We start from the raw sequence: 24579 nt of genomic DNA on the forward strand, positions 1-24579 counted from the left end.
ATTTTGGGCAAAAGTAAGATTTAATAGTGAAATATAAGCGGAATAGTAGTTTATAAGTATTTCAATAGAATGTCTTAAATCACTTTAAAGTTAAGGTCTTCAAAATAGAATTCAGAATGAAAAAAATAGTGTTATTATCTTTAATGTTAGGAGGTCTCGCCTGTACTAACCAAGTTAAAGTTGCAGAAAATAAAATTGAAGCTGATGTAGAGTATTTAGCCAATGATAAGCTAGAAGGTAGGCAAACCGGAACAGCGGGTGAAGTTCTAGCTTCAGAATATCTGGTAAAACGATTTAAAGCTATGGGCGTGGCGCCTAAGGGAACGGATGGTTATTTGCAGTCCTTTTCGTTTAAACCTAAAACCGATCCGCATAGCGAAGTGGATTTTACCACCAATGCCGATAGTACAATTACAGGTCATAATGTAATAGGTTATATAGATAATAATGCGGCAACCACAGTGGTTATTGGGGCACATTACGATCATTTAGGTTATGGTGGCGAAGGGTCTTTATACCGTGGTGAAGATAAAGCCGTCCACAACGGAGCCGATGATAATGCTAGTGGTGTAGCGGTAATGCTGAATTTGGCGAGTCGCTTAAAAGTAAAAAATGAGCAAGCTGAAGTTAAAGACCGTAATAATTATCTTTTTATGGCTTTTTCTGGCGAGGAAATGGGCTTATTAGGGTCTAATTACTTTTCTAAAAATCCTACAATTGATGCCAGTTCTATTAATTACATGATTAATATGGACATGGTAGGTCGTATGAAAGCTGATAGTACTTTGGCCGTTTACGGAACCGGAACTTCACCAATGTTTAAGCAGACCTTAAAGTCTAATAATGATAAGTTTAAGATTGTGGAAAATGAAAGCGGGGTAGGACCAAGTGATCATACGTCATTCTATCTTATCGACGTCCCAGTGTTGCACTTTTTTACAGGTCAGCATGAGGATTATCATAAGCCTGGTGACGATGCCGAAAAGCTTAATTACGATGGGATGAATCTTATTTCAGACTATATCTACACCATAATTAATGATTTGGATGATAATGGCGAATTAGCCTTCAGAAAAACTAAGAACGAAACCGAATCGACGCCACGTTTTAAAGTGGGCTTAGGGGTTGTACCCGATTATTTATATGACGGTACCGGAATGCGAATTGATGGCACTCGTGAAGAAACCCCTGCATTTAACGCGGGTTTACAAAAAGGAGATGTTGTTTTAAAGCTAGGCGATAGTACCATTACAGATATGATGAGTTATATGCGTGCGCTTTCCGTTTTTGAAAAAGGTGATGAAGCGGGCATAATCGTGAAGCGTGGTGAAACAGAAATACAGACTAAGGTTCAGTTTTAAAATTACTGAAATAGACCTTATATAAATGGCTTAGACCTTGCAAGTTTTAAATCTTGCAAGGTCTTTTCATAAAAAGCAGTAATTTTGCATCAAAATATATACTCTTGGTTAAAATAGGCGACATAGAATTACCAGACTTTCCATTGCTACTAGCACCTATGGAAGATGTAAGCGATCCACCATTTAGAGCCCTCTGTAAGGAGCAAGGTGCAGACGTAGTGTACACGGAGTTTGTAAGTAGTGAAGGTTTAATACGTAACGCCGCTAAAAGCGTTATGAAATTGGATATTTACGAAAAAGAACGCCCTGTTGGGATTCAGATTTTTGGCGCTAATATGGAGAGTATGTTGCAAACCATTGATATAGTTGAAAAATCCAATCCAGATATTATAGATATTAATTTTGGCTGTCCGGTTAAAAAAGTAGTGTCTAAAGGTGCAGGAGCAGGGATTTTAAAGGATATCTGCCTAATGGAACAATTGACTGCGGAAATGGTAAAACGTACCAATTTACCAGTTACGGTTAAAACCCGATTGGGTTGGGATCATGATTCTATAAAAATTGTAGAGGTGGCAGAGCGTTTGCAAGATGTAGGCTGTAAGGCCATTTCTATTCATGGGAGAACCCGTGCGCAAATGTATAAGGGCGAAGCCGATTGGAAACCTATTGCAGAAGTTAAGAATAATCCACGTATGCATATTCCTGTTTTTGGTAATGGTGACGTTGATACTCCTGAAAAGGCCATGTTAATGCGCGATTCTTATGGTTTAGACGGCGCTATGATTGGCCGTGCTTCTATAGGAAACCCTTGGTTTTTTAAACAAGTAAAGCACTTTTTTGAAACCGGTGAGCACCTAGGTCCTATTTCGTTAGCTGAACGTGTAGAAGCCGCGCGAAGACACCTTCAGATGGCTATTGATTGGAAAGGTGAAACGCTTGGCGTGTTTGAAACCCGTAGACACTATACCAACTATTTTAAAGGAATTCCTCATTTTAAAGAATACCGTATGAAAATGGTTACTAGTGACGACTCTAAAGACGTATTTGCGGCTTTTGACGAGGTATTAGATAAGTTTGCAGACTATCAGTTTTAGAGATACCTTAGAGCATTCTAAGCCTTGTTTAATCTTTATGTTTTGTAATTAAGGAAGGGCTTTGCTTTCTTGAGTGTAATCCCATTTTTACATAGCCTTATTCCTAAAGAGACAATTGGTGATTTTTTCGGCGTAGAGCAGGAGAGAAGTGTCTTTAGCTTTTAATTAAGTTAGGGGTAATACGCTGTGAAGCAATCTTAGAAGCCAAGATTCCCAAGCCAAAAATGGTAGCTAATACAATAAGAATATTTAAGGCGTTAATTCTAACCGGATAAGGTAAGTCTGGGGTTAGCATTACCAATTCAAACATCAGTTGTAAAAAGACCACGAGTAAGCCTATACTCACGCCTATAAGGCCACTTACCACGGTCATTAAACTTCCTTGTAAAAAGAAAATAGATTTAATAGTTTTTGTTTCGGTCCCTAAATTAAACAGGGTATTGAGGGAATTCTTTTTATCTAAAATCATCATAATTATGGCACCAATGACATTAAATAAGGCAATGATTATGACGAGCGTAAAAATTAAATACACGGCTAAATTTTCAGTATTTAGCATTTTAAATAAGGCATCGTTAAGTTGTGCTCTATTTTTTATGCTAAGTTGATCTCCAAAAGTCGTTTCAAGTTGTGCTCTTATATCAGCTTCATTGGCTGTTTCAGCTAACTTAAGTTCAATAGCACTGAGCTGATTGGCGTTGTAACTGAGCAATTCCTTAGCCAATGAAATATCAGAAAAAATATAATTATTATTTAATTCTTCATTAATTTCAAATAGTCCCACGTTATTGACAAAGACAGAATTATAATAATCTTTAACCGAGCTAGCCTGACCTTTACCGGCCTTAGGGACGTATAATGACAAGGATTTTCTAAAATCTAAAATACCAAAAGAGAGGTTGTTAGAAATTCCCCAACCCGAAACCACTTCATGGCTGTTAGGGTGTATCCAACTGCCTTTAGTCACCATAGTATCAATTTGGGTCACATTAAGATAGTTGTTATCCACGCCTTTAAGTGTGGCAATAAGGTTTTTGTTGTCAGATTTAATAATAATGCGCTCTTCAATCACTTTTGAATAAGCCGTTATCCCCTCAATATTTAATAAAGCGGTATGGTCGTTATCCGTCCATTGAAAGGATTTCCCTTCTGAAGGAATAAGTTTTAAATCGGGATCAACAAATGAAGAGAAGTTAAGACTGTAGTCCTTTAACCCTGCAAAAACCGATAAGACAATAAAGAGAGCTGCTGAAGCGATGATAACCCCTCCAGAAGCAATTAAAGTCATGATATTAATAGCATTATTACTGCTTTTTGAAAACAGATAACGTTTTGCTATATACAGGGGGAAATTCACTTAAGATTTTTTACGCTTACCTAATAAATCTGGATTCTCTAAAGGGTTGTCTTCTCCTTTTAAGGAACGTTCTATACCGTCAATATATTCTAAAGAATCATCAATAAAAAATTCTAATTGAGGCATACGTCTTAATTGGTGACGTGTACGCTGTGCTAATTCGTGTCTAATAAGCGGTTTATTAGATTGAATACCTTCTAATAAAGGTTGCGCTTCTTTATTTGGGAAAATACTTAAATAGACCTTAGCTACAGAGAGATCTGTAGTTACATTAACCTTACTTACCGAGATAATAACGCCTCTTAAGCCCCCGTCAGTAGCGGCTTTTTGTAAAACTTCAGCTAAATCTTGTTGGAGTATACCTCCTATCTTTTTTTGTCTTTGTGTAAATTCTTCCATAATATTCATTATTAACTAATGATCTGCAAAAGTAGAGGTTATTTAAAGATAATCTTATTTTTGAATGCAATTTATTCATATATATTCCATTTTAAGAGGAAAATAAAACCCGTTACAGATGAAAAAAATAGAGCATATCGGTATTGCTGTTAAAGATCTTGAGCAGTCTAATCAGCTTTTTGCGACCTTATTTGGTGAAGCCCATTATAAAGTTGAAGAGGTCGAGCGTGAAGGGGTTAAAACCTCGTTTTTTCAGTGTGGTCCTAATAAAATTGAATTGCTACAGGCAACAAATCCCGAGAGCCCAATTGCTAAATTTATTGCGAAAAGCGGGGAGGGGATGCATCATATTGCCTTTGCTGTAGATGATATTGAAGCTGAAATAGAGCGTTTAACACAAGAAGGGTTTACCCTAATTCATAAAAGTCCTAAACCTGGCGCCGATGATAAATTAATTGCTTTTTTACATCCAAAATCTACTAATGGGGTATTAATTGAGTTGTGTCAGGATATAAAGGGATAAAAATACTTTGCCAGTTTTAAAATATGTAGTAATATTGCACACTCTTTTAACGAAGAGTAAAAATTAGCAGCAATGTTAATGGTCCCATAGCTCAGTTGGTTAGAGCACCTGACTCATAATCAGGTGGTCCTTGGTTCGAGCCCAAGTGGGACCACTTCCAAAATTATAAACCCTTGCAAGCATTTAATGTTTCAAGGGTTTTGTTTTTTCTAGGCCTTAGCGACACTTCTTTTTCTAAGGGTATATAAATAAGATCCATATCCGTTCTTTTTTAGGATTCAGTAGCTTTTATGGAGCACTTCAATCAATTTACTTTTTTCAATATGAAAGCATCTTCAGCTTCTTTCGTCTATTTCAAGTATTAACCTGTAATCGAAGCAGATGTTATTTTTTAAATGACATAATATCGGGATACTTTCTTGATACTTTAAGACTAGATTGCCCACAAAATATATTAAAATGGTTCAAATTTTAGTTGTTGAAGATGATGTCCATATCGCAGAATTGGTCACGATCAACCTTGAAGACGATCAAACAAGCGTAAAAAGTTGCTATAATGGTAACGAAGGTTTTATAGAAGCCTCTACCCATACGTACGACCTTATTATTTTAGATTTAATGCTTCCCGGTAAAAAAGGCTTAGATATTTGTCGAGAATTAAGAGCTTCAAAAGTTAATACGCCTATACTTATGCTTACGAGTAAAAGTGATGAAATCGATAAGATTTTAGGTCTTGAAACCGGAGCAGACGATTATATGACCAAGCCTTTTAGCGTTCGCGAATTGCAAGCACGTGTCAAAGCCATTATTAGGCGCCAAAGCTTCGGTACTACAAGTACGACTTCAGAAGAAGACGCTGATTTACCGGTATTAACCCGTAAAGATCTTGTGGTTAATCAGGAAATGCGAAAAGTTGAATTACAAGGGGAACGTCTTAATCTTACACCCAAAGAATTTGAACTACTCTGTTTATTAGCCAATAACGTTGGTAAAACCTATAGCCGTGCGCAATTATTACACCGCATCTGGGGCTATGAATTTGAAGGTTACGAACACACCGTAAATTCTCATATTAACCGCTTACGCGCAAAAATAGAACAAGACCCTGGAAACCCTGAATATATTCTGACCACTTGGGGCGTGGGCTACCGATTTTCTGAATCTTAAGACCTTATGAAAACAAAAAACACCTTATTCTACAAAATTGCGGGTGTCCTTACCCTCTTATTTGTAGTACTCGCCTTTTTAATTACCAAAACATCTACACAGCTTTCGGAAGATTATCACGATGAAATTACCCAAGGCCTAAATAAAAATGTCGCTGGATTTATTGTTGAAGAAATCCAAGGACTCTACGATGGCGATTCGGTAGTGGGTTCTAAAATGAGCAGTTTAATGCATCATGTTATGGCCACTAATCCTGCTACCGAAGTCTATTTATTAGACTTAGAAGGGAATATCCTGAAGCATGTCGCTATGAATAAAGAGGTGAAAGCCACAAGCATCGATTTAAAGCCGATAACCGAATTTATCGCCCAAGATGGTGAGGTATTTATTAAAGGTGACGACCCAAAATTACCAGGAACAAAAAAAATATTTTCAGCAGCACCTTACCTTTATAAAGATAAAAAAGTAGGGTATATCTATACGATTGTTGGTGGTAACGATTACGACTCGCTAATTAAAAAACATGAGGCCAGTTATATTCGTAAACTCAGTATGCGTAATATTTTATATGCGCTATTTGCAGCATTATTGGTGGCATTGCTGTCCATTTATATTATCACAAGAAATTTCAATAAAATTATTGCGGCGTTTACCTCCTTTAAAAATGGGGATCATGATGCTCGCGTTGCAGGAGTGCAGCATGGCGAAATGGGATTATTAGCCAATACCTATAACGACATGGCCGATACCATTCAAAGTAATATTCAAGATTTGCAGAGCGTAGATAACTTACGTAAAGAACTTATTGCAAATATTTCTCACGATCTAAGAACACCTATTGCCTCTATTCAAGGTTTTGTTGAAACCATTATGATTAAGGGTGACACTTTAGAAGACAAGGAAAAGCAGCGTTACATGGAAATAGTGCTTAAAAATTCTGAACGACTTAAGAAATTGGTGAACGATTTATTTGAGTTAAGTGTTTTGGAAGCTAATCAAAAAGCCGTGCAGCCAGAAGCCTTACAAATGGCCGAAATTATTCAAGATATTGCCGATAAATACCGCATTATCGCTAAAAATAAAGGGGTGAGCATAAACACGGTGTATTCTAAAGATCTCCCTTTTGTTTACGCAGATATTGCTTTAATCGATAGAGCGTTACAGAATATTATAGACAATGCCATTAAACATTGCGAGCAAGGCGATGTCGTTACCTTAGAGCTTTACACAGTAAATGATCAGGTGATGGTAAAGGTGTCCGATACCGGAAGAGGCATAGAGTCTCAAGAGTTACCGTATATATTTGAACGCTACCGAAAAGGCAAGTTTTATTCCGATGCCACAAAAGGTAGTGGACTAGGCTTGGCCATTGTTAAAAAGATTATGGACCTTCACAATTCAACAATAAAAGTAGACAGCATTCTAAACCAAGGAACCCAGTTTTATTTCAATTTGCCTGTGCTTAAAAGAACGGCTTCGTTATAAATTTTATATAATAATTTACACTATAGTTATGGTGCTGTTATAATTTGGTGATACTCTCAGAAGATATTTGTAGGTATATAATCATTAACATATTTACAAATGAAAAATTTTAAATTTATTACCCTTTTATCCGTTATTACCCTTTTAGCAAGTTGCGATAGTGACGACGACAACACAATAGTTAACCCAAGCGAAACTACCAATTTTACAGTAAGTATTGAAAATATTGGGACGGCCTATAGTTTTATAGACTCTGGAGTATTTAATACCCCTGTGGGCGATGCAGGTCCTGGCCCAGCAACTCCAGGAAAACGTTACGAATTTATGGTTGATGCCGGTAGAAGTCAAAAATTGTCTTTTGTAACCATGTTAGCAGCAACCAACGATTTATTTTTTGCGCCTGATGGTAACGGTATTGCGTTTTACGATGAGAATGGAGACCCTATTTCTGGAAATGTTACAGATCAAGTTTATTTATGGGATGCAGGAACAGAAGTCAACGAAGAACCAGCAGTGGGTCCTAATACGGTTGGCATGCAATCTGGTCCTGATACTGGAGAAGTAGAAAACGGAAACGTATTAAAGATTGCAGACGTTACCAATGGTTTTATGTTTGATTACCCAGCGGTAAACGAAATAATTTCTGTAAGCATCACTCATGAAGAAGGGACACTATTCACCGTTTCTATAGAAGATTTAACAACAGCAAGTTTAGAGACGAGCGCAGGTAGTTCTGTTGCGCCTTTATCACCTGGTGTTTATGTGATTCATGGTGGCGAAAATCCTTTGTTTACAGAAGGTGAAGCAGATTACGGACAAGGTGTTGAAGCGATTGCTGAAGATGGAAATGCAGCCCCTTTAAGCGACTATACAGTCGATAATACGGGCGTAACTTACCCATCGTCTCCAGGAATCTTTGTAGTTCACGAAGGAAATACGATGCCATTATTCACTTCAGGAGTTACAGATTACGATTTAGGATTAGAACATATTGCTGAAGATGGAAATACGGCTGTTTTAGCGGATAATCTAAGTGCTTTAGAAGGCCAAATTTCAGGTGCTGTTTTTAATACTGTAGAGGGAGGTAGTGGTCCTGGGCCTTTATTACCAGGAAACACTTACACGTTTAGCTTTACAGCTGAAGCAGGAAATAGCTTATCATTTGCAAGTATGTTAGCGGCTACAAACGATGTGTTGTTCGCCACTCAAGATACAGGAATTGAATTATTTAGTGCAGACGGATCGCCTTTAAGTGGTGATATTACAAATGAGGTTTACTTATGGGATGCTGGAACAGAGGTTAACGAACAGCCTGCTATTGGTCCTAATACAGTGACGAATCAATTAGCAGCAGATACGGGAATGGTTGAAACGGAACCAGTTCAATTATTATCTAATGTTAATGATGGTTACGATTATCCAAGCGTAAATACGGTTCTAAAAATTACAATTACCGCAAATTAAGAGTATTAATTATTTTATATAATCCGCATTTCTCCATTATGTGAAATGCGGATTTTTTTTGTGATTAATGATACTTGTATGTGGTTCAGTAGTATAACGTTGTCTTTATGAGAAAAAAGTTATAAAAATCTGAAAGAACTCTAATTTAAATACGAACGTTTCCTTTTAAAAAATCTAATTTTTAAAGTTAAAATAGCGTTTCTGAGACTTCAGAATGCAATAAAAAATTAGCCTTTATAAAAGGTGGTTTATTGGTCATTTTGAAAACTTTTCTATGTTATAATGAACGCCTAATACCTAATTCTAAACCACGTAATTCTGCCAAGCCACGTAAGCGTCCAATACCAGAATACCCAGGATTAGTTTTCTTCTTTAAATCGTCTAACATTTTATGACCATGATCGGGTCTAAAAGGCATTCTAGTGTCCTTTCGACCTGCTTCAATGCGCTTTTGTTGTTCTTTAATTAAGGCTTTCATTACAGCATACATATCGACGTCACCATCCAAGTGATCGGCTTCGTGAAAATTTCCTTCCGCATCACGCTTCGTGGCACGTAAATGAATAAAATGAATCCGTTCGCCAAGGCGTTCTACCATTCCGGCTAAATCATTATCCGCTCTAACACCGAAAGAACCCGTACAGAACGTTAATCCATTGTTGTGTGACGGCACCGCTTCATAGATATCTATAATATCTTGTTCTGTTGAAACCACTCTTGGCAAACCTAAAATTGGAAAAGGTGGATCATCAGGATGAATGCACATTAAAATACCGGCTTGTTCTGCGGCAGGTATAATTGCTGATAAAAATGAAAATAAATTCGCTTTTAATTCCTTCGGGCCTATGTTGTTATATGTTGCTAAGATGGCATTGAATTCTTCTAAAGTATAACCTTCCTCAGCACCTGGTAAACCTGCAATAATATTTCGGATTAAGGTTTTTTGAGTGTCTTCAGAGCTATTTTTTAGAAACGCTGCAGCTTGTTCTTTTTGAGCATCCGAATAGTGTTGTTCAGCACCTGGTCTTTTTAATAAATACAATTCAAAAGCAGCAAAAGCAGCGGCTTCAAAACGTAAGGCGGTAGATCCATCTGAAACTTCGTAATCTAAATTGGTACGTGTCCAATCTAAAACCGGCATAAAATTGTAGCAAACGGTATCGATACCACATTGCCCTAAATTTAATAAGGTTTGTTTGTAATTGTCAATATACAATTGGTAATCTCCAGATTTTGTTTTAATGTTTTCGTGGATAGGTACCGACTCTACAACAGACCATGTAAGTCCAATGTTTTCTATAATTTCTTTTCTTTTGTTGATTTCTTCAACGGTCCAAACCTCTCCATTTGGAATATGGTGTAATGCAGAAACGATTCCTGTGGCTCCTGCTTGTTTTATATCTGATAAAGAAACAGGGTCATTTGGGCCATACCAACGCCATGTTTGTTCTAAATTTTGTTTCATAATTTTATTTTTTTAAACGCCGCTATAAGCTGGTATTTTTGTTAATGGGGTAAAGGCATTCATAGATGAAATATTAAGCAACGGACAGTTGTCTCTACTGAACTTATCTGTAGCAAAAACTTGTGTAGGAATTAAAGTGCCTAAACAAGTTAAGGTTGAAGATGAACCCAATCCCTTTAAGGCCTACATCGAAAAAAGTTTTAAAACCTATTGCTTTATTGAGTAAATCTTCCGTTTCTAAAAAAAGATTTGAGGTGGTTACCAAAGGGTGATTTCTACCTATACTATTCACCAAAATAACTATTTTAATATAAGTCTCATTTATAATTTTTTTGCCGCTTTTAATGAATCTTTCTTTAAAACGTAGGCTAAAATTCCTAAAGCGGTTCTGCTTGAAGTCTTAATTTCATTAACAACATTGTCGGCTGCTTTTTTTTAATTGTAACACGGCGATTTTATGATCTTGTTTTGCACGTGCAATAGCTGAAGTGCTGTATAAAATGCCTCTAGCTCCGGTTAATACGATGACTTTACTCATTATTTAGGTTTTGAATTTATAGACGATTGAAATTATCGTTTGCGTACACTCAAATATAGCGATAGTATTTTGTGTGCGCACACAAAATTGTGTTGTTTTGGAAATCACCCTATCTCGGAGTTTTAAAAACTGCCGATGAAGTAAAAAGTTTTGGAGTTCAGGTGAACAGTTTTACTTTTAATCGATCGGATTCCGATTCTTATCTCGCCGCATTTAAGGCGCTCTTAAAAACACAACCATCAGCTGTGATAATGGTGCCTAATTTTTCTGAAGAAACCACACAAATCATCAATCAATGAGAAAGTCTTAAGGTTCCATATTTGTTTTTAAATATTGATTGCTATAATAACATGAGCTACGTAAGGCAAGACTCTTATACGGCAGGTTATATTGCTGCTAAGTTACTGCATCGCCAAGCCCAAGAAACTACAGAATCCGAATCTACTACTCAATTCGTAAAAGAGTAACCATAAAAAAAAAGAGGACTTAAGCAATGTCTTTCACCATCGAATTAGAATTGTAAAGGGAGCATGTATTAAAGTCCGCTTTTTAATGATATCAGAATTTAATAAAGCTAAGTTTATTCTTAACGCTTCTTCTGTAACAAAAAAGAAATTTTATAGACCTATCTTGTATAAATCTTAGCTTTTGAAAATTACAGTAAATCATTTATCACCTGAAGATAGCGTTCTCCTAAAGCAAGCCAAAATGAGCATGGAGAATTTAGGCTGGGGCATACGAAGTGTCAATAAAATAGGAATGACCGTAGAAACGGGCATCAATTATGTTCCGGAAAAAGTATTGGTTAAAGTTCAGAAAATTACTGAAACTGTTTTGCTTAAAATTATTAAAGCGAATTTATTAACCATTCAAAAAAATCAAACCTTTAAAAAACCTTCGAAAAGTACTTACAAAAGTATTGTGACTAGTACAGGGGCTTTAAGTGGTTTCTTTGGGGCGTCTACAGGATTTGGAACTGCTATTTTTGCGTCTGAAGTCACCTTAACAACTAAGTTTTTAATGCGTACCATAATGGATATTGCTAGAAGTGAAGGCGAAGATATTTATACCTTAGAAGGGCAAATGGAGTGCCTAAGGGTATTTGCTTTAGGCGGACAAGCCTCAGGGGATGACGATATGGAAATGAGTTATTACACAACCAGAATTGCTCTAAATTCAACAATTAATAATATCTCTTCAGCAGGTTTAAAAATGACTTTAGAAGGGCTAATTAAAAGTAGTTCGGTTATTGGGTCTAATGCAATTGGTAATTTACTATCTAAGATTGCCACCCGATTAAGTTTATTGATTAGTGAAAAGTTTTTAGCACAAGCCCTACCTGTTATAGGCGCTGTTGGAGGCGGAGGACTCAATTATATTTTTATTGATCATTTTCAGAATATGGCCAGCGCACATTTTACAATAAGACGCTTAGAGCGAAAATATGGTGAAGCCACAGTGAAATTGGCTTACAAAGAAATGGACACTAGTATAAACTAAAACGTCGCTTATACTTTGTTTATTTGAGGTTGGTGCAATAGTTTTTTTAAATGATTTCAGACTTAAGACCTAATTTTCAGAATTAAATGGATTGAAGGCTGCTGGTTAAGATAAAAATAGGCTTTCTAGTGGTTGAATTTTTAATGTCAAGATGAACATAGAAACAGAGTCTATTATTTATAAAATTTTAGCTTTGAATATCTTGAACTCGATTTTTAAGAAATTTTCTAAGCTTATAAGTTTGATGAAATACATGTTTTGTTAGACAAACTGTACTTTGTTTGTTTTTAAACTGTATAATAATATGACGATTATGTTAAATAGCACTACAAAAAGAGCGTGTTTTCTCTAATATAACTGACTTTTTAACGTTTTATCGATGAAATATGCTTTTTGAAGATGTTTTAGTCTTGCTTTAATTTTGTCAGTTCATTTTTTTTTATACTTTTACAGCATATAAATTAAGCATGCAGAAGAAAAATGTTTTTGCCTCAATTTTAGTTTTTTTTGTAGGTTTTATGGCGTTGGCTCAAGAAGATTTACCGCCACCAGAAGCTATGAATGGTCCACCAGTACCAATTGGGGCCCCTATTGATAGCAATATTGTTATACTTTTGGTAGTAGGCCTAGGGTTTGGTGTCTATAAGTCATATCAATATTCGAGACGAAACGCTTAATTTCGTAAATCGTTAAGGCGTTTAACGTATTTTCCTATGACATCAAATTCTAAGTTTACAGCATCACCTTCTTTTAAATATTGAAAAGTGGTATGCTTATAAGTATAAGGAATTATTGCCACTGAAAAACGATTCAATTCAGAATTAACAACTGTTAAACTAACTCCATTAACAGTAATCGAGCCCTTTTCTATAGTAACATTATTAAGAGCTTTATCATACTCAAAAGTATAGACCCAACTACCATCTTGTTCTAAAATAGTTATACAGGTTGCTGTTTGATCAACATGACCTTGTACGATATGGCCATCTAAGCGGTCTCCAAGTTTCATAGCACGCTCAATGTTTACAGCTTCATGTTCATTTAAAAGCCCTAAATTCGTTTTAGCAATAGTTTCTTGTATCGCTGTAACCGTATAGGTGTTTCCATCTATGGCCACAACCGTTAGGCAGACCCCATTATGAGCAACACTCTGGTCTATTTTTAGTTCATTAGTAATAGAAGTCCTTACCGTGATATGAAGATTTTCACGCTCTTTTTCTATTTTCTCAATGCGGCCTAAATCTTCTATAATTCCTGTGAACATAATTTGTACTTTATTTAGTTAAATTTGCAATGACAAAGTTAAAGACAAAAAATGAAAAAAGACGAAAAGATAATTGTAGGGATTTCAATTGGTGATCTTAATGGTATTGGAGCGGAAATAGTCATAAAAACATATGAAGATCCGAGGTCTCTAGAATTAAACACACCTGTGATCTTTGCTTCAGCGAAGACCATGCAGTTTTTTAAGAATCATTTTAATAGTAAAATTAATTTTTTTAGCATTGACAGTCCGGATAAAGTGGTTCATGGTAAAGTGAACGTCGTCAATGTTTGGAAAGAGCCTGTTAAAATAAAGTTTGGTACCGAAGATAAAAAGATAGGAGAATATGCCATAAAATCTCTGGAAGCGGCAACATCGGCTTTAAAAGAAGGCACTATTGATGTATTGGTAACCGCACCTATTAATAAACATAACATTCAGTCAGAAAAATTTAATTTTCCCGGACATACCGATTATTTAGCACAGGCCTTAAATGGTAAAAGCTTAATGTTTATGGTTTCAGATGATTTACGAGTAGGCTTACTTACCGATCATGTCCCTTTAAAAGAAGCTAGTGAAACTATAACTGTGGCCTTAGTTAAAGAAAAAATAGCGACGGTTACTAAATCTTTAAAACAAGATTTTGGGATACGTAAACCAAAAATCGCGGTATTAGCCATTAATCCACATGCCGGAGATCATGGTGTTATTGGGGATGAAGATGACGTTGTCTTAAAACCTACATTAGAGAAAATTAAATCTGAAGGGCATTTGGTCTATGGGCCATACGCCGCAGATAGTTTTTTTGGCTCTAATACTTATAGAAATTTTGATGCGATTATTGCCTCTTATCACGATCAAGGCTTAATTCCGTTTAAAACAATCGCCTTTGGTAAAGGGGTCAATTATACGGCCGGACTTTCTAAAGTAAGGACCTCTCCAGACCATGGAACGGCTTATGAAATTGCCGGTAAAGGCACAGCAGATGAAAGTTCTTTTAAACAAGCTATTGTTACTGCTATTGAAATATTTAGGCACCGAGAGGAGTACAATATCTATGCAAAAAACCCGTTAAAAAGGCAGACCCGATAGTTATAAACAAAATTTGTTGATATCTAGGCTTGAAGTAAATAAAAATTTATATATTTGCACGCTCAAAATGAATGTGATAATGAAGGCATTAAAATCTTATACAATCCCTTTTGTAGGACTAAAAATAGGAGAGCATCATTTTGATTATCAAATTGATAATACGTTCTTTGAACATTTTGAATATGATGAATTTAACGCCGTTGACGTAAAAATTGACCTCAAGTTCGAAAAAAAAACAACCCTTTTAGAGTTGTGTTTTTCAGCTAAAGGCTCAGTAAACGTAAACTGCGATATAACGAACGAACCCTTTGACCTGGCTATAGACGACGAATTTAAATTGGTTGTAAAGTTTGGTGATGCGTACAATAATGATAATGAAGCCATATTAATTGTACCTCATGGGGAATACGAAATTAATGTAGCTCAATATATCTATGAGTTAATTGTTTTGGCCGTTCCTATAAAAAGAGTTCATCCTGGTATAGAAGATGGTACATTGCAATCTGATATACTTTCAAAATTAGAAGAGCTTCGTCCAAGTGAGGATCAAAACACAAAATCATCAGAGGATATTGATCCTCGTTGGGATAATTTAAAAAAACTATTAACGGATAAATAACATTTAAAATGGCACATCCAAAGCGTAAAATTTCGAAAACAAGAAGAGATAAAAGAAGAACACATTACAAAGCTTCTGTACCTCAAATAGCAACTTGCCCAACTACTGGTGAGCCACACTTATACCACAGAGCTCACTGGCATGATGGTAAATTATATTACAGAGGTCAAGTATTAATTGACAACTCTGTTGAAGAAGAAAATGTAGCATAAGTATTATGCGTGCATACAAGAAAACGCTCCTTTGTGAGCGTTTTTTTTGTTATTATTTTTTCAATACCGCAAAAACCATTTACTTTGCGTTTCTATTTACATTTGCCAAAATCAAGGAAAATTGAATCAACTGTACTAGATTTTGTCAATTTTTCATACTTTTAATTAATCTAAAAGCTAATAATGAGTAAAATCACAGCGGCAATTACAGCTGTCGGAGGCTACGTTCCTGACTTTATTTTAACCAACAAGATTCTTGAGACAATGGTTGAAACCAATGACGAATGGATCACCTCAAGAACTGGTATTAAGGAACGACGAATACTTAAAGAAGATGGTAAAGGAACCTCTTTCTTGGCGATTAAAGCAGCTGAAGACCTTATTCAGAAAAAAGGCTTAGATCCTAAAGAAATAGATTTAGTTATTGTCTGTACGGCTTCTCCAGATATGAAAGCAGCCTCAACCGCAGCATATACCGCCACACAAATTGGCGCTATTAATGCTTTTTCTTATGATTTAGAAGCGGCTTGTTCTAGCTTTTTATTCGGTATGTCTACCGCAGCAGCTTATATAGAAGCTGGGCGTTACAAAAAAATTCTTCTTATCGGAGCCGATAAAAATTCCTCTTTTATAAATTACAAAGACAGAGCAACGTGCATCATTTTCGGTGATGGCGCAGGCGCTGTATTGTTTGAACCTAACGAAGAAGGATTAGGGCTTCAAGATGAATTACTAAGAAGTAACGGTGAAGGACGCGAATTTCTTCAGGCGACATACGGAGGCTCGTCATACCCAATCAATAAAGATACATTCGAGGAAGGAAAGCACTACGTGTTTCAAGACGGAAAAACGGTCTTTAAAAATGCCGTTTTCAATATGGCTGATGTGGCCGAAAAGATTATGAAAAGAAATGATCTTACTAATGATGATATCTCATGGTTGGCAGCACACCAAGCCAATAAACGTATCATTGATGCCACTGCAAATAGAATCAATTTAGAAGACGATAAAGTTCTTATGAATATAGAGAAGTACGGTAACACGACTTCTGCAACCTTACCTTTATTATTATTTGATTTCGAATCAAAATTTAAAAAAGGTGATAAAATTATTTTTGCTGCCTTTGGTGGTGGATTTACATGGGGCTCAATTTATTTTAAATGGGCTTATAACTCCTAATGAAAAACTAACTAACAAAATATCTTTATTATGGATATAAAAGAAATTCAAAACTTAATAAAATTTGTAGCTAAATCTGGTGCAAGTGAGGTTAAGTTAGAAATGGATGATATTAAAATTACAATTAGAACCGGTTCTGAGAACGAAACTACAATAGTACAACAAGTTCCTATGCAGGCTCCAGGTATGGTACAACAAGCCGCTCCTGCACAAGCTGTTGTTCCTGCAGCAGAGGCAGCACCAGCAGCCGCAGCGCCAAAAGCCGAAGATTCTAAATATATTACTATAAAATCTCCTATTATCGGAACATTTTATCGTAAGCCTTCTCCAGACAAACCTGTATTTGTTGAGGTAGGAACTGATATTAAAGAAGGTGATGTGCTTTGTGTTATTGAAGCAATGAAATTATTCAACGAGATTGAATCAGAAATTTCAGGAAAAATTGTAAAAGTACTGGTTGACGACGCTTCTCCAGTAGAATTTGATCAACCATTGTTTTTGGTAGATCCATCATAACCAAATTTAAGATTCCAAAACATAATTCTAAGAACTTTTAGAATTTGGAATTTGAAATTTTAAATATTAAAAAGTGATGTTTAAAAAAATATTAATTGCCAATAGAGGGGAAATAGCACTTAGAGTTATTAGAACCTGTAAAGAAATGGGCATTAAAACGGTAGCAGTATATTCTACTGTAGATGCTGAAAGCTTACACGTTAAGTTTGCAGATGAAGCCGTTTGTATAGGACCACCACCAAGTAGTGAGTCGTATCTTAAAATGTCTAATATTATTGCTGCTGCAGAAATCACAAATGCAGATGCCATTCACCCAGGTTATGGGTTTTTGTCTGAAAACGCTAAGTTTTCTAAAATATGTGAAGAGCATGGCATAAAATTTATCGGTGCTTCGGAAGAAATGATTAACCGTATGGGAGACAAAGCGAATGCTAAAGCGACCATGAAAGCTGCTGGTGTACCTTGTGTTCCTGGTAGTGATGGAGTTATTGAAACTTTTGAAGACTGTGTGAAAATAGCTAAAGAAACAGGTTATCCAGTAATGCTTAAAGCTTCTGCCGGAGGTGGTGGAAAAGGAATGCGTGCGGTATGGAAACCTGAGGATTTACAAGCCGCTTGGGAGTCTGCACGTTCAGAATCTAAAGCTGCTTTCGGAAATGATGATATGTATATGGAGAAGCTTATTGAAGAGCCTCGCCATATCGAAATACAAGTGGTTGGTGATTCTCGTGGAAAAGCCTGTCATTTATCAGAGCGTGATTGTTCTATACAAAGACGTCACCAAAAATTAACAGAAGAGGTGCCTTCACCTTTTATGACGGATAAGTTAAGAACCAAAATGGGTAAAGCCGCTGTAAAAGCTGCTGAATTCATTAAATATGAAGGCGCTGGTACTGTAGAGTTTTTAGTAGATAAGCACAGAAACTTCTACTTTATGGAAATGAATACACGTATCCAAGTAGAGCACCCTATCACAGAGCAAGTCATTGATTTCGATTTAATCCGAGAGCAAATATTAGTGGCTGCAGGGGTTCCAATTTCTGGTAAAAACTACACACCAAACTTACATTCTATTGAGTGTAGAATTAATGCTGAAGATCCATTTAATGACTTCAGACCGTCACCAGGTAGAATAACAACACTTCATGCTCCAGGTGGGCACGGTGTAAGATTAGATACACACGTATATGCCGGATACATTATTCCGCCTAATTACGATTCTATGATCGCCAAACTTATTACCACTGCACAAACCAGAGAAGAAGCAATTCATAAAATGAAACGCGCTTTAGATGAGTTTGTAATTGAAGGAATTAAGACAACGATTCCTTTCCACAGACAACTGATGGATCATCCAGAGTATTTAGCCGGTAATTATACCACTAAGTTTATGGAAGACTTTAAGTTAGAAAAGCAAATTGAAGAATAGTTTTTAAAACCCAAACATTTACGTTTGGGTTTTTTTTATTTCAGAATTTACCGAAAATAGAAAGGCGATTTTAAGGGATTAAGGCGTTTTAAATATAATTAGCGTAACTTTATAAGCTAGTAAAAAAAAATATTCAATATGCTTAAGAATTACGCTTTAAGATTATGCACTATAGCCATTGTGCTTTTATCGGTTTCGGCGCAAGCCCAAAACAGTACGTCACTATGGACACGTGTAGATGAACAAAAGGCCAAACAATCCGAACAAGTTATCAGAAAAATAAAGCTTCAAGATGAAGCGTTTTTTCATCTCGATTTAGAGGCTTTAAAAACGGTTTTAGAAACTGTAGGAAATCGTGAAAATACTGGGAATACCGTTGTGTCTTTTCCAAATTCAGAAGGAAAATTAAGTGCTTATCAGGTTTTTGAAGCTTCTGTTATGGAAGATGAACTTCAGGCTAAATATCCAAATCTTAGAAGTTATGCCGGTCAAGGTGTAGATAACCCTAATGAAATCATAAGATTCAGTGTGACCACAAAAGGTCTTCATGCTATGGTGTTAGGGACTCAAAAAGGGACACAGTTTATAGATCCTTTTTCAACCACAGGAGATCTTTATACGGTGTATGCTAAATCAGCGATATACGATAGCAATTCCGAATTTGAGTGTGGTGTTATTGAGGATGAAACGCTATTAGAGAATACAACGCTAAATACAACATCAACTCTTGATGCTAATGATGCAACGCTAAGAAATTACCGTTTGGCTGTAGCTTGCACTGGAGAATATGCACAGTTCCATGGTGGTACGGTTGCAGATGCTTTGGCAGCTATTGTAGTAACTATTACAAGAGTAAATAGTGTTTATGAGCGCGATTTATCCATTACGTTAACTTTAGTAGCAGATAATGAGGATATTATTTTTACCGACCCTGCTACAGACAACCTTAATAACGATAATGAAAGTATTTTAATATCCCAAAGTCAGTCCGTAATTGATGCCGCTATTACTACAGCGGGTTATGATGTAGGACACACCTTTAGCACCGGAGCTGGTGGTTTAGCAGGTGTTGGGGTGACCTGTAATTCTAATTTTAAAGCTAGAGGCGTTACCGGTGTCTCTCAACCTATTGGGGATGCTTTTGATATTGATTACGTTTCACATGAGTTAGGACATCAGTTTGGTGCTCCACATACCTTTAATGGTACGGTAGGAAGTTGTTCTGGTGGAAACCGTTCAACGTTTAACGCTTATGAGCCAGGAAGTGGATCTACCATTATGGCTTATGCAGGAATCTGTGGATCTGATAATGTTCAAGTGGGAAGTGATGCTTATTTTCATCAAAATAGTTTAAATGCGATATGGAGTCATGTTAGCAGTACAGGAACCTGTCCTGTTAATAGAACCGCTACAGGTAATAGTGAGCCTACAGCAGAAGCTGGCGCTAATTATTCTATTCCTAAAGGAACGCCTTATAAATTAGACGGAAGCAACTCTACAGATGTAGACGGTTTGGAAACCTTAACGTATACTTGGGAGCAATACGATTTAGGTAATGCAGGCGTACCAACAGAAACGATAACATCAGGACCTTTAGTGCGTTCTTTTGAAGGGACTACTAATCCTACTCGATTTGTACCACAGCTTTCAGATCTTCTAAATAATGGAGGAACTTCAACCACATGGGAGAAATTATCTAATGTTGATAGAAATATCAATTTTAAATTAACCGTACGTGATAATGATTCAAGAGGAGGGCAAACGGACTCTGATCAAATGACCATTACTAACGTATCGGCTGCAGGACCATTTGTAGTGACTTCACAAAGTGAAAGTGAAATTGTTTGGACTCCAGGAGAAACTGAAACTATTACTTGGGATGTTGCAGGAACTACAGGGAACGGTGTAAATACAGCGAATGTAAACATCTTATTATCTACTGATGAAGGCTTAACGTATACGACAGTATTAGCATCTAACGTGCCTAATAACGGTTCATATACCATTACCGTACCGGATGTTAGTGCACCTAAATGTAGAGTTATGGTTGAAGGCGCTGGGAACATCTTCTTTAATGTTAACACAAGCTTTTTTGCGATTGGAAATTATGTCTATGAAAATGTACAGGTTTGTGAGAGTTATACCTATAACATCAATACCGCTGTGCCAGAGAGTACTTCAAGTTATTCTGGGTATGGACTTACATTCCCAACGTCTATAAACATGACCGATGCTAATATTACCGTTGATATTACGCACCCTAATAGTGGTGATTTACTATATGGGATTAGACATCCAGAATACTCAGGGTCTTTTCTTATCCGTTTGGCTTCTCAGGAATGTTCAGGAACAGCGAATCCTAATTTAGTGTTTGATGATCAAGGATCAGCAATTAATTGTGGCACCTTGAGTAATGGAGATAATGTAATCCCAGAAGATGCTTTGTCAGCAGTAAACGGAACAAATGCTCAAGGAAATTGGATTTTCTATATTTTTGATAATACCGTAAACAATACCTCAAGTGTTTTAAATTCGGTTACAATTGAAGCATGTCAGTTTTCAACTGAAGCGGTCTTATCTGTAGAAGATAACGAGCTAGAGGCTTTAAGTATCTATCCTAACCCAAATAATGGCGACTTTAACGTACAGTTTAACCCAAGGTCTGGAGAAGCAATCTCTCTTGCGGTTTATGACATTAGAGGACGTGCTATATATGCTGAAAGTTATAACAGTGTGAGTCGTTTTAATGAAACCGTTCACTTACAGAATGCACAATCTGGAGTGTACTTATTAACGATAACCGATGGTGGGCAAAAAGTCACTAAAAAAATTATAGTAGAATAAACATAGAAATGATTATTTTAAAAGCTCCTTAATAAGGAGCTTTTTTTATGCTATGAATTTATCGTATTGGGAAATAAAAACGTGGTTATCTAACATTGATTTTACAATTGTTGGGAGTGGTATCGTAGGACTTAACTGTGCCTTGCGCCTAAAGGAAAAATTTCCAAAAGCCAAGATCTTAATTCTTGAAAAAGGCATGTTGCCACAAGGAGCAAGTACTAAGAATGCCGGTTTTGCTTGTTTTGGCAGCTTAAGTGAAATTATAGACGATTTAAAAGACCATACCGAAGAAGAAACCTTAAACCTCGTAACACAACGTTTCAATGGGCTTAAACGTCTTAGAGAAACGCTAGGCGATCGCAGTATTGCTTATAAGAACTGGGGCGGGTATGAACTGTTTCTAAAAACCGATACCGAACTCTACCAATCCTGTTTAGAGCAGCACCATACAATCAATACGCTTTTAGAGCCCTTATTTAAGGCTCCTGTATTTCAATGGAAAGCAACCAGCTCAGGTTTTAATCAGGTGCAACCCAAATACAGCTTTAATGCTTTTGAAGGTCAAATAGATACTGGTAAAATGATGGAAGCTTTAGTGCTTAAAGTACAGGGTTTAGGCATTAAGATTTTAAATAATTGTACAGTAGAGTCTTATGAAGATTTAATAAATTCAGTAGAAATAAGGACCAATCATTTTTCTTTTTCAACTAAAAATCTCTTTATTGCAACCAATGGATTCTCTAAAGCTTTAAATCTTACAGAAGTGGTTCCGGCAAGAGCTCAGGTGCTTATAACAGAGCCTATACCTAACTTGCACTTTAAAGGAACCTTTCATTTAGATAAAGGGTATTATTATTTTAGAAATATAGATGGAAGAGTCTTGTTAGGCGGCGGAAGGCATCTCGATTTTAAAACTGAAGAAACCACCGAGTTTGGCGAAACAGCTTTGATACAAGGCCAATTAGAACAGTTATTAAAAACGACGATTTTACCCAATACAGATTTTAAAATAGACCATAGATGGTCTGGAATTATGGGTGTAGGTAAGCAGAAAAAAGCCTTAGTAAAGAAGCTGTCCAACCATGTGTTTTGTGGGGTGCGTTTAGGCGGAATGGGAATTGCTATAGGAAGTACAATTGGTAAGGAATTAGCCGATTTATTAGATTAAAGAATGAAACGAATTTTTCGATTTTTTGTAAAAGTATTAATATGGTGCCTCTTACTTTCGGTTGGTGTCGTGTTCCTTTTTAAATATGTTCCGGTGCCCCTCACGCCCTTAATGCTTATACGTTATGTGGAGGCTACTAATGAAAATCCAAGTTGGGAACACCAATGGGTTCCTATGGAAGAAATTTCAGAACACATGCAGCTCGCCGTAATTTGTAGTGAAGATCAAAAATTTGTGACGCATAAGGGCTTCGATTTAGAAGCTATTGAAAAGGCTTATGAGCATAATAAAGCAGGAAAGCGGATTAAAGGCGGGAGTACTATTAGCCAACAAACTGCAAAGAATGTATTTTTATGGCCCGAGCGCAGTTGGCTCCGCAAAGGGTTAGAGGCGTATTTTACGTTTTTAATTGAAAGTATTTGGAGTAAAGAACGCATCTTAGAAGTGTATCTTAACAGTATTGAAATGGGGCCAGGGATTTATGGTGTAGAGGCTGCCGCACAACATTGGTTTGGTAAATCGGCAACACAGTTAGGACGCTATGAAGCCGCAGCGATAGTGGCAATACTACCCAACCCTAGGTCTTATAAAGCGCAACCAGCGACCTCTTATATTCAGAAAAGAAAAGAATGGATTGTAAAGCAAATGCGTTATTACGGCCCTTTAAATCTAAAACCTAAAAATGACAACTAAAAAAGCTTTATACGAGGCCTGCTTAACGTATATTGATGAGCGCCTTAAAACCGTACAAAAAACGATTCTTGATATTCAGCAGTCTTTAGAGTCCGAAACGAAAAGTAGCGCTGGGGATAAGCATGAAACCGGAAGAGCTATGCTGCAGTTAGAACGAGAAAAGGCGGGACAACAGTTATTAGAAATCGAAAACCAAAAGGCCATACTTCAAAAAATTAACCCTGAAGTAAAGCATGAGAACGTAACTTTAGGAAGTGTTGTAAAAACTACAAATGCTAATTACTTTATAGCAATAAGTGCCGGTGAACTTAGAATAGAAAACACGGCTTATTATGCTATTTCTGTGGCGACACCTATAGCAAAACTGCTCGTATCTAAAGCTAAAGGGGATCCTATTGTATTTAGAGCGCAACCCTTTACCATTACAGATGTTCTATAGCGGACTGTAGCGCTGTAAATCTTAACTATTAAAAACAAAAAAATCCGAACAGTATACTGCTCGGATTCTTTTTATGATCATCTCAAACCGTAGTTTGAGTGTTATCTAATACTAATTATTTAGCTTCAGCATAACGACGCTCAACTTCATTCCAGTTAATCACGTTAAAAAACGCGTCAATATAATCTGGACGTCTGTTTTGGTAGTTTAAGTAGTAAGCATGTTCCCATACGTCTAAACCTAAAATAGGTGTTCCTTCACATCCAATTCCTGGCATTAAAGGGTTGTCTTGGTTTGCTGTAGAGCAAACTTCTACTTTACCACCTTCATGAACACATAACCAAGCCCATCCAGACCCAAAACGTGTTGCTGCAGCACTAGAGAATGCATCTTTAAACGCTTCAAAAGAACCAAATTCTGCTTCAATAGCATCTTTTAAGTCTCCAGATAAACGACCTTTTCCTTCAGGATTCATCACATCCCAAAATAAAGAGTGATTATAAAAACCACCACCATTATTTCTAACAGCTTTGTTATCTGTATCTAAATTAATAAGAATATTCTCAATTGTTTTTCCTTCTAAATCAGTTCCTTCAATCGCTGCGTTCAATTTATTTGTGTAGCCTTGGTGATGTTTAGTATGATGAATCTCCATTGTGCGAGCATCAATATTTGGTTCTAAAGCATCGTAAGCATATTTTAATTTCGGTAATTCGAAAGCCATAATATATTTGTTTTTAATTGGTTAATAAATTCTTTGCACTCAAATTT

25 protein-coding genes and 1 tRNA gene are annotated in these 24579 nt (G+C 36.4%); 20 read left to right on the top strand and 6 right to left on the bottom strand.

The features are described from left to right. Positions 1 to 116: 116 nt before the first annotated feature. Together ACFQ13_RS14100 and dusB are read left to right on the top strand one after the other, a co-directional pair. Positions 117 to 1361, top strand: coding sequence for a M28 family peptidase (locus tag ACFQ13_RS14100; protein ID WP_386118422.1), 1245 nt, complete (start codon positions 117 to 119; stop codon positions 1359 to 1361). Between the two features lie 104 nt (positions 1362 to 1465). Continuing rightward, positions 1466 to 2455, top strand: coding sequence for a tRNA dihydrouridine synthase DusB (dusB, locus tag ACFQ13_RS14105; protein ID WP_114308128.1), 990 nt, complete (start codon positions 1466 to 1468; stop codon positions 2453 to 2455). Between the two features lie 154 nt (positions 2456 to 2609). Here the strand turns inward: dusB and ACFQ13_RS14110 are convergent, their stop codons facing one another. Both ACFQ13_RS14110 and rbfA read right to left on the bottom strand, forming a co-directional pair. Next, on the bottom strand, positions 2610 to 3743 hold the full coding sequence (locus tag ACFQ13_RS14110) for an ABC transporter permease (RefSeq protein ID WP_386118424.1): 1134 nt from the start codon (positions 3741 to 3743) through the stop codon (positions 2610 to 2612). 69 nt (positions 3744 to 3812) lie between these two features. Continuing rightward, positions 3813 to 4211, bottom strand: a complete 399-nt coding sequence (rbfA, locus tag ACFQ13_RS14115; RefSeq protein ID WP_114308651.1) for a 30S ribosome-binding factor RbfA — start codon at positions 4209 to 4211, stop codon at positions 3813 to 3815. A 118-nt stretch (positions 4212 to 4329) separates the two neighbouring features. Here rbfA and mce point away from each other — a divergent pair, with 118 nt between their 5' ends. The 5 genes from mce to ACFQ13_RS14140 all read left to right on the top strand — a co-directional run bounded on the left by mce (position 4330) and on the right by ACFQ13_RS14140 (position 8850). Next, on the top strand, positions 4330 to 4734 hold the full coding sequence (mce, locus tag ACFQ13_RS14120) for a methylmalonyl-CoA epimerase (RefSeq protein WP_386118426.1): 405 nt from the start codon (positions 4330 to 4332) through the stop codon (positions 4732 to 4734). An 80-nt stretch (positions 4735 to 4814) separates the two neighbouring features. Beyond that, positions 4815 to 4888 (top strand) — tRNA-Ile (locus tag ACFQ13_RS14125). A 305-nt stretch (positions 4889 to 5193) separates the two neighbouring features. After that, positions 5194 to 5901 (top strand): winged helix-turn-helix domain-containing protein, encoded by a 708-nt coding sequence (locus ACFQ13_RS14130; protein ID WP_386118428.1) that lies wholly within the window; start codon positions 5194 to 5196, stop codon positions 5899 to 5901. A gap of 6 nt (positions 5902 to 5907) precedes the next feature. Beyond that, a complete protein-coding gene (locus ACFQ13_RS14135; RefSeq protein WP_386118431.1) occupies positions 5908 to 7386 on the top strand; it encodes an ATP-binding protein in 1479 nt (492 codons plus the stop codon). Positions 7387 to 7485: 99 nt separating this feature from the next. Continuing rightward, a complete protein-coding gene (locus ACFQ13_RS14140) occupies positions 7486 to 8850 on the top strand; it encodes a spondin domain-containing protein (protein WP_386118433.1) in 1365 nt (454 codons plus the stop codon). A gap of 277 nt (positions 8851 to 9127) precedes the next feature. Here the strand turns inward: ACFQ13_RS14140 and uxuA are convergent, their stop codons facing one another. Together uxuA and ACFQ13_RS14150 are read right to left on the bottom strand one after the other, a co-directional pair. Further along, positions 9128 to 10315, bottom strand: a complete 1188-nt coding sequence (uxuA, locus tag ACFQ13_RS14145) for a mannonate dehydratase (protein ID WP_386118436.1) — start codon at positions 10313 to 10315, stop codon at positions 9128 to 9130. 409 nt (positions 10316 to 10724) lie between these two features. Further along, a complete protein-coding gene (locus tag ACFQ13_RS14150) occupies positions 10725 to 10853 on the bottom strand; it encodes a hypothetical protein (RefSeq protein ID WP_386118438.1) in 129 nt (42 codons plus the stop codon). A gap of 89 nt (positions 10854 to 10942) precedes the next feature. Here ACFQ13_RS14150 and ACFQ13_RS14155 point away from each other — a divergent pair, with 89 nt between their 5' ends. From ACFQ13_RS14155 to ACFQ13_RS14165, 3 genes are all read left to right on the top strand, one after another. Then, complete coding sequence (locus ACFQ13_RS14155) at positions 10943 to 11152, top strand: hypothetical protein (protein WP_386118441.1); 210 nt, start codon at positions 10943 to 10945, stop codon at positions 11150 to 11152. Between the two features lie 349 nt (positions 11153 to 11501). After that, positions 11502 to 12353, top strand: a complete 852-nt coding sequence (locus ACFQ13_RS14160; RefSeq protein ID WP_386118443.1) for an EcsC family protein — start codon at positions 11502 to 11504, stop codon at positions 12351 to 12353. A gap of 467 nt (positions 12354 to 12820) precedes the next feature. Continuing rightward, entirely contained in the window at positions 12821 to 13030 is a 210-nt protein-coding gene (locus ACFQ13_RS14165; protein WP_386118446.1) for a hypothetical protein, read from the top strand. Here ACFQ13_RS14165 and ACFQ13_RS14170 read toward each other — a convergent pair. Next, the gene (locus ACFQ13_RS14170) at positions 13027 to 13617 is read right to left on the bottom strand and encodes a riboflavin synthase (protein WP_386118448.1); all 591 of its coding nucleotides are present in this window, start codon (positions 13615 to 13617) and stop codon (positions 13027 to 13029) included. The genes ACFQ13_RS14165 and ACFQ13_RS14170 overlap by 4 nt on opposite strands. A gap of 51 nt (positions 13618 to 13668) precedes the next feature. Here ACFQ13_RS14170 and pdxA point away from each other — a divergent pair, with 51 nt between their 5' ends. The 10 genes from pdxA to ACFQ13_RS14220 all read left to right on the top strand — a co-directional run bounded on the left by pdxA (position 13669) and on the right by ACFQ13_RS14220 (position 23808). Next, entirely contained in the window at positions 13669 to 14709 is a 1041-nt protein-coding gene (gene pdxA, locus ACFQ13_RS14175) for a 4-hydroxythreonine-4-phosphate dehydrogenase PdxA (protein ID WP_386118450.1), read from the top strand. 79 nt (positions 14710 to 14788) lie between these two features. Next, positions 14789 to 15328 (top strand): YceD family protein, encoded by a 540-nt coding sequence (locus ACFQ13_RS14180; protein WP_386118452.1) that lies wholly within the window; start codon positions 14789 to 14791, stop codon positions 15326 to 15328. An 8-nt stretch (positions 15329 to 15336) separates the two neighbouring features. Beyond that, positions 15337 to 15540 (top strand): 50S ribosomal protein L32, encoded by a 204-nt coding sequence (rpmF, locus tag ACFQ13_RS14185; protein ID WP_114308164.1) that lies wholly within the window; start codon positions 15337 to 15339, stop codon positions 15538 to 15540. A 183-nt stretch (positions 15541 to 15723) separates the two neighbouring features. Then, positions 15724 to 16719, top strand: coding sequence for a beta-ketoacyl-ACP synthase III (locus tag ACFQ13_RS14190; RefSeq protein WP_386118454.1), 996 nt, complete (start codon positions 15724 to 15726; stop codon positions 16717 to 16719). Positions 16720 to 16749: 30 nt separating this feature from the next. Further along, positions 16750 to 17235, top strand: coding sequence for an acetyl-CoA carboxylase biotin carboxyl carrier protein (gene accB / locus ACFQ13_RS14195; protein WP_348347533.1), 486 nt, complete (start codon positions 16750 to 16752; stop codon positions 17233 to 17235). Between the two features lie 76 nt (positions 17236 to 17311). Beyond that, positions 17312 to 18664, top strand: a complete 1353-nt coding sequence (gene accC / locus ACFQ13_RS14200) for an acetyl-CoA carboxylase biotin carboxylase subunit (protein ID WP_386118456.1) — start codon at positions 17312 to 17314, stop codon at positions 18662 to 18664. A gap of 138 nt (positions 18665 to 18802) precedes the next feature. Then, positions 18803 to 21508 (top strand): zinc-dependent metalloprotease, encoded by a 2706-nt coding sequence (locus ACFQ13_RS14205; RefSeq protein ID WP_386118458.1) that lies wholly within the window; start codon positions 18803 to 18805, stop codon positions 21506 to 21508. Positions 21509 to 21560: 52 nt separating this feature from the next. Beyond that, complete coding sequence (locus ACFQ13_RS14210; RefSeq protein WP_386118460.1) at positions 21561 to 22676, top strand: NAD(P)/FAD-dependent oxidoreductase; 1116 nt, start codon at positions 21561 to 21563, stop codon at positions 22674 to 22676. Positions 22677 to 22679: 3 nt separating this feature from the next. Beyond that, on the top strand, positions 22680 to 23369 hold the full coding sequence (gene mtgA, locus ACFQ13_RS14215) for a monofunctional biosynthetic peptidoglycan transglycosylase (RefSeq protein WP_386118462.1): 690 nt from the start codon (positions 22680 to 22682) through the stop codon (positions 23367 to 23369). Beyond that, positions 23359 to 23808: a 3-oxoacyl-ACP synthase gene (locus ACFQ13_RS14220; protein WP_386118464.1), complete on the top strand. Its 450-nt coding sequence runs from the start codon at positions 23359 to 23361 to the stop codon at positions 23806 to 23808. The genes mtgA and ACFQ13_RS14220 overlap by 11 nt, the downstream gene beginning before the upstream one ends. Positions 23809 to 23923: 115 nt before the next feature. Here ACFQ13_RS14220 and ACFQ13_RS14225 read toward each other — a convergent pair whose 3' ends face one another. Then, a complete protein-coding gene (locus ACFQ13_RS14225; RefSeq protein ID WP_386118466.1) occupies positions 23924 to 24532 on the bottom strand; it encodes a superoxide dismutase in 609 nt (202 codons plus the stop codon). Positions 24533 to 24579 lie beyond the last annotated feature (47 nt).

This window comes from Winogradskyella rapida (genome assembly GCF_042675845.1).
In the GTDB taxonomy this organism is placed as follows: domain Bacteria; phylum Bacteroidota; class Bacteroidia; order Flavobacteriales; family Flavobacteriaceae; genus Winogradskyella; species Winogradskyella rapida.

What these genes read in the sequence shown, in the direction of transcription:
- ACFQ13_RS14180 (WP_386118452.1), top strand. Translation starts at nt 14,789, where the DNA reads ATGAAGGCATTAAAATCTTATACAATCCCTTTTGTAGGACTAAAAATA.
- accC (WP_386118456.1), top strand. Translation starts at nt 17,312, where the DNA reads ATGTTTAAAAAAATATTAATTGCCAATAGAGGGGAAATAGCACTTAGA.
- ACFQ13_RS14165 (WP_386118446.1), top strand. Translation starts at nt 12,821, where the DNA reads ATGCAGAAGAAAAATGTTTTTGCCTCAATTTTAGTTTTTTTTGTAGGT.
- ACFQ13_RS14130 (WP_386118428.1), top strand. Translation starts at nt 5,194, where the DNA reads ATGGTTCAAATTTTAGTTGTTGAAGATGATGTCCATATCGCAGAATTG.
- ACFQ13_RS14110 (WP_386118424.1), bottom strand. Translation starts at nt 3,743, where the DNA reads ATGACTTTAATTGCTTCTGGAGGGGTTATCATCGCTTCAGCAGCTCTC.
- mtgA (WP_386118462.1), top strand. Translation starts at nt 22,680, where the DNA reads ATGAAACGAATTTTTCGATTTTTTGTAAAAGTATTAATATGGTGCCTC.
- ACFQ13_RS14150 (WP_386118438.1), bottom strand. Translation starts at nt 10,853, where the DNA reads ATGAGTAAAGTCATCGTATTAACCGGAGCTAGAGGCATTTTATACAGC.
- ACFQ13_RS14210 (WP_386118460.1), top strand. Translation starts at nt 21,561, where the DNA reads ATGAATTTATCGTATTGGGAAATAAAAACGTGGTTATCTAACATTGAT.
- ACFQ13_RS14100 (WP_386118422.1), top strand. Translation starts at nt 117, where the DNA reads ATGAAAAAAATAGTGTTATTATCTTTAATGTTAGGAGGTCTCGCCTGT.
- ACFQ13_RS14220 (WP_386118464.1), top strand. Translation starts at nt 23,359, where the DNA reads ATGACAACTAAAAAAGCTTTATACGAGGCCTGCTTAACGTATATTGAT.
- ACFQ13_RS14225 (WP_386118466.1), bottom strand. Translation starts at nt 24,532, where the DNA reads ATGGCTTTCGAATTACCGAAATTAAAATATGCTTACGATGCTTTAGAA.
- uxuA (WP_386118436.1), bottom strand. Translation starts at nt 10,315, where the DNA reads ATGAAACAAAATTTAGAACAAACATGGCGTTGGTATGGCCCAAATGAC.
- accB (WP_348347533.1), top strand. Translation starts at nt 16,750, where the DNA reads ATGGATATAAAAGAAATTCAAAACTTAATAAAATTTGTAGCTAAATCT.
- ACFQ13_RS14140 (WP_386118433.1), top strand. Translation starts at nt 7,486, where the DNA reads ATGAAAAATTTTAAATTTATTACCCTTTTATCCGTTATTACCCTTTTA.
- mce (WP_386118426.1), top strand. Translation starts at nt 4,330, where the DNA reads ATGAAAAAAATAGAGCATATCGGTATTGCTGTTAAAGATCTTGAGCAG.
- rbfA (WP_114308651.1), bottom strand. Translation starts at nt 4,211, where the DNA reads ATGGAAGAATTTACACAAAGACAAAAAAAGATAGGAGGTATACTCCAA.
- ACFQ13_RS14190 (WP_386118454.1), top strand. Translation starts at nt 15,724, where the DNA reads ATGAGTAAAATCACAGCGGCAATTACAGCTGTCGGAGGCTACGTTCCT.
- ACFQ13_RS14205 (WP_386118458.1), top strand. Translation starts at nt 18,803, where the DNA reads ATGCTTAAGAATTACGCTTTAAGATTATGCACTATAGCCATTGTGCTT.
- rpmF (WP_114308164.1), top strand. Translation starts at nt 15,337, where the DNA reads ATGGCACATCCAAAGCGTAAAATTTCGAAAACAAGAAGAGATAAAAGA.
- ACFQ13_RS14170 (WP_386118448.1), bottom strand. Translation starts at nt 13,617, where the DNA reads ATGTTCACAGGAATTATAGAAGATTTAGGCCGCATTGAGAAAATAGAA.
- ACFQ13_RS14135 (WP_386118431.1), top strand. Translation starts at nt 5,908, where the DNA reads ATGAAAACAAAAAACACCTTATTCTACAAAATTGCGGGTGTCCTTACC.
- pdxA (WP_386118450.1), top strand. Translation starts at nt 13,669, where the DNA reads ATGAAAAAAGACGAAAAGATAATTGTAGGGATTTCAATTGGTGATCTT.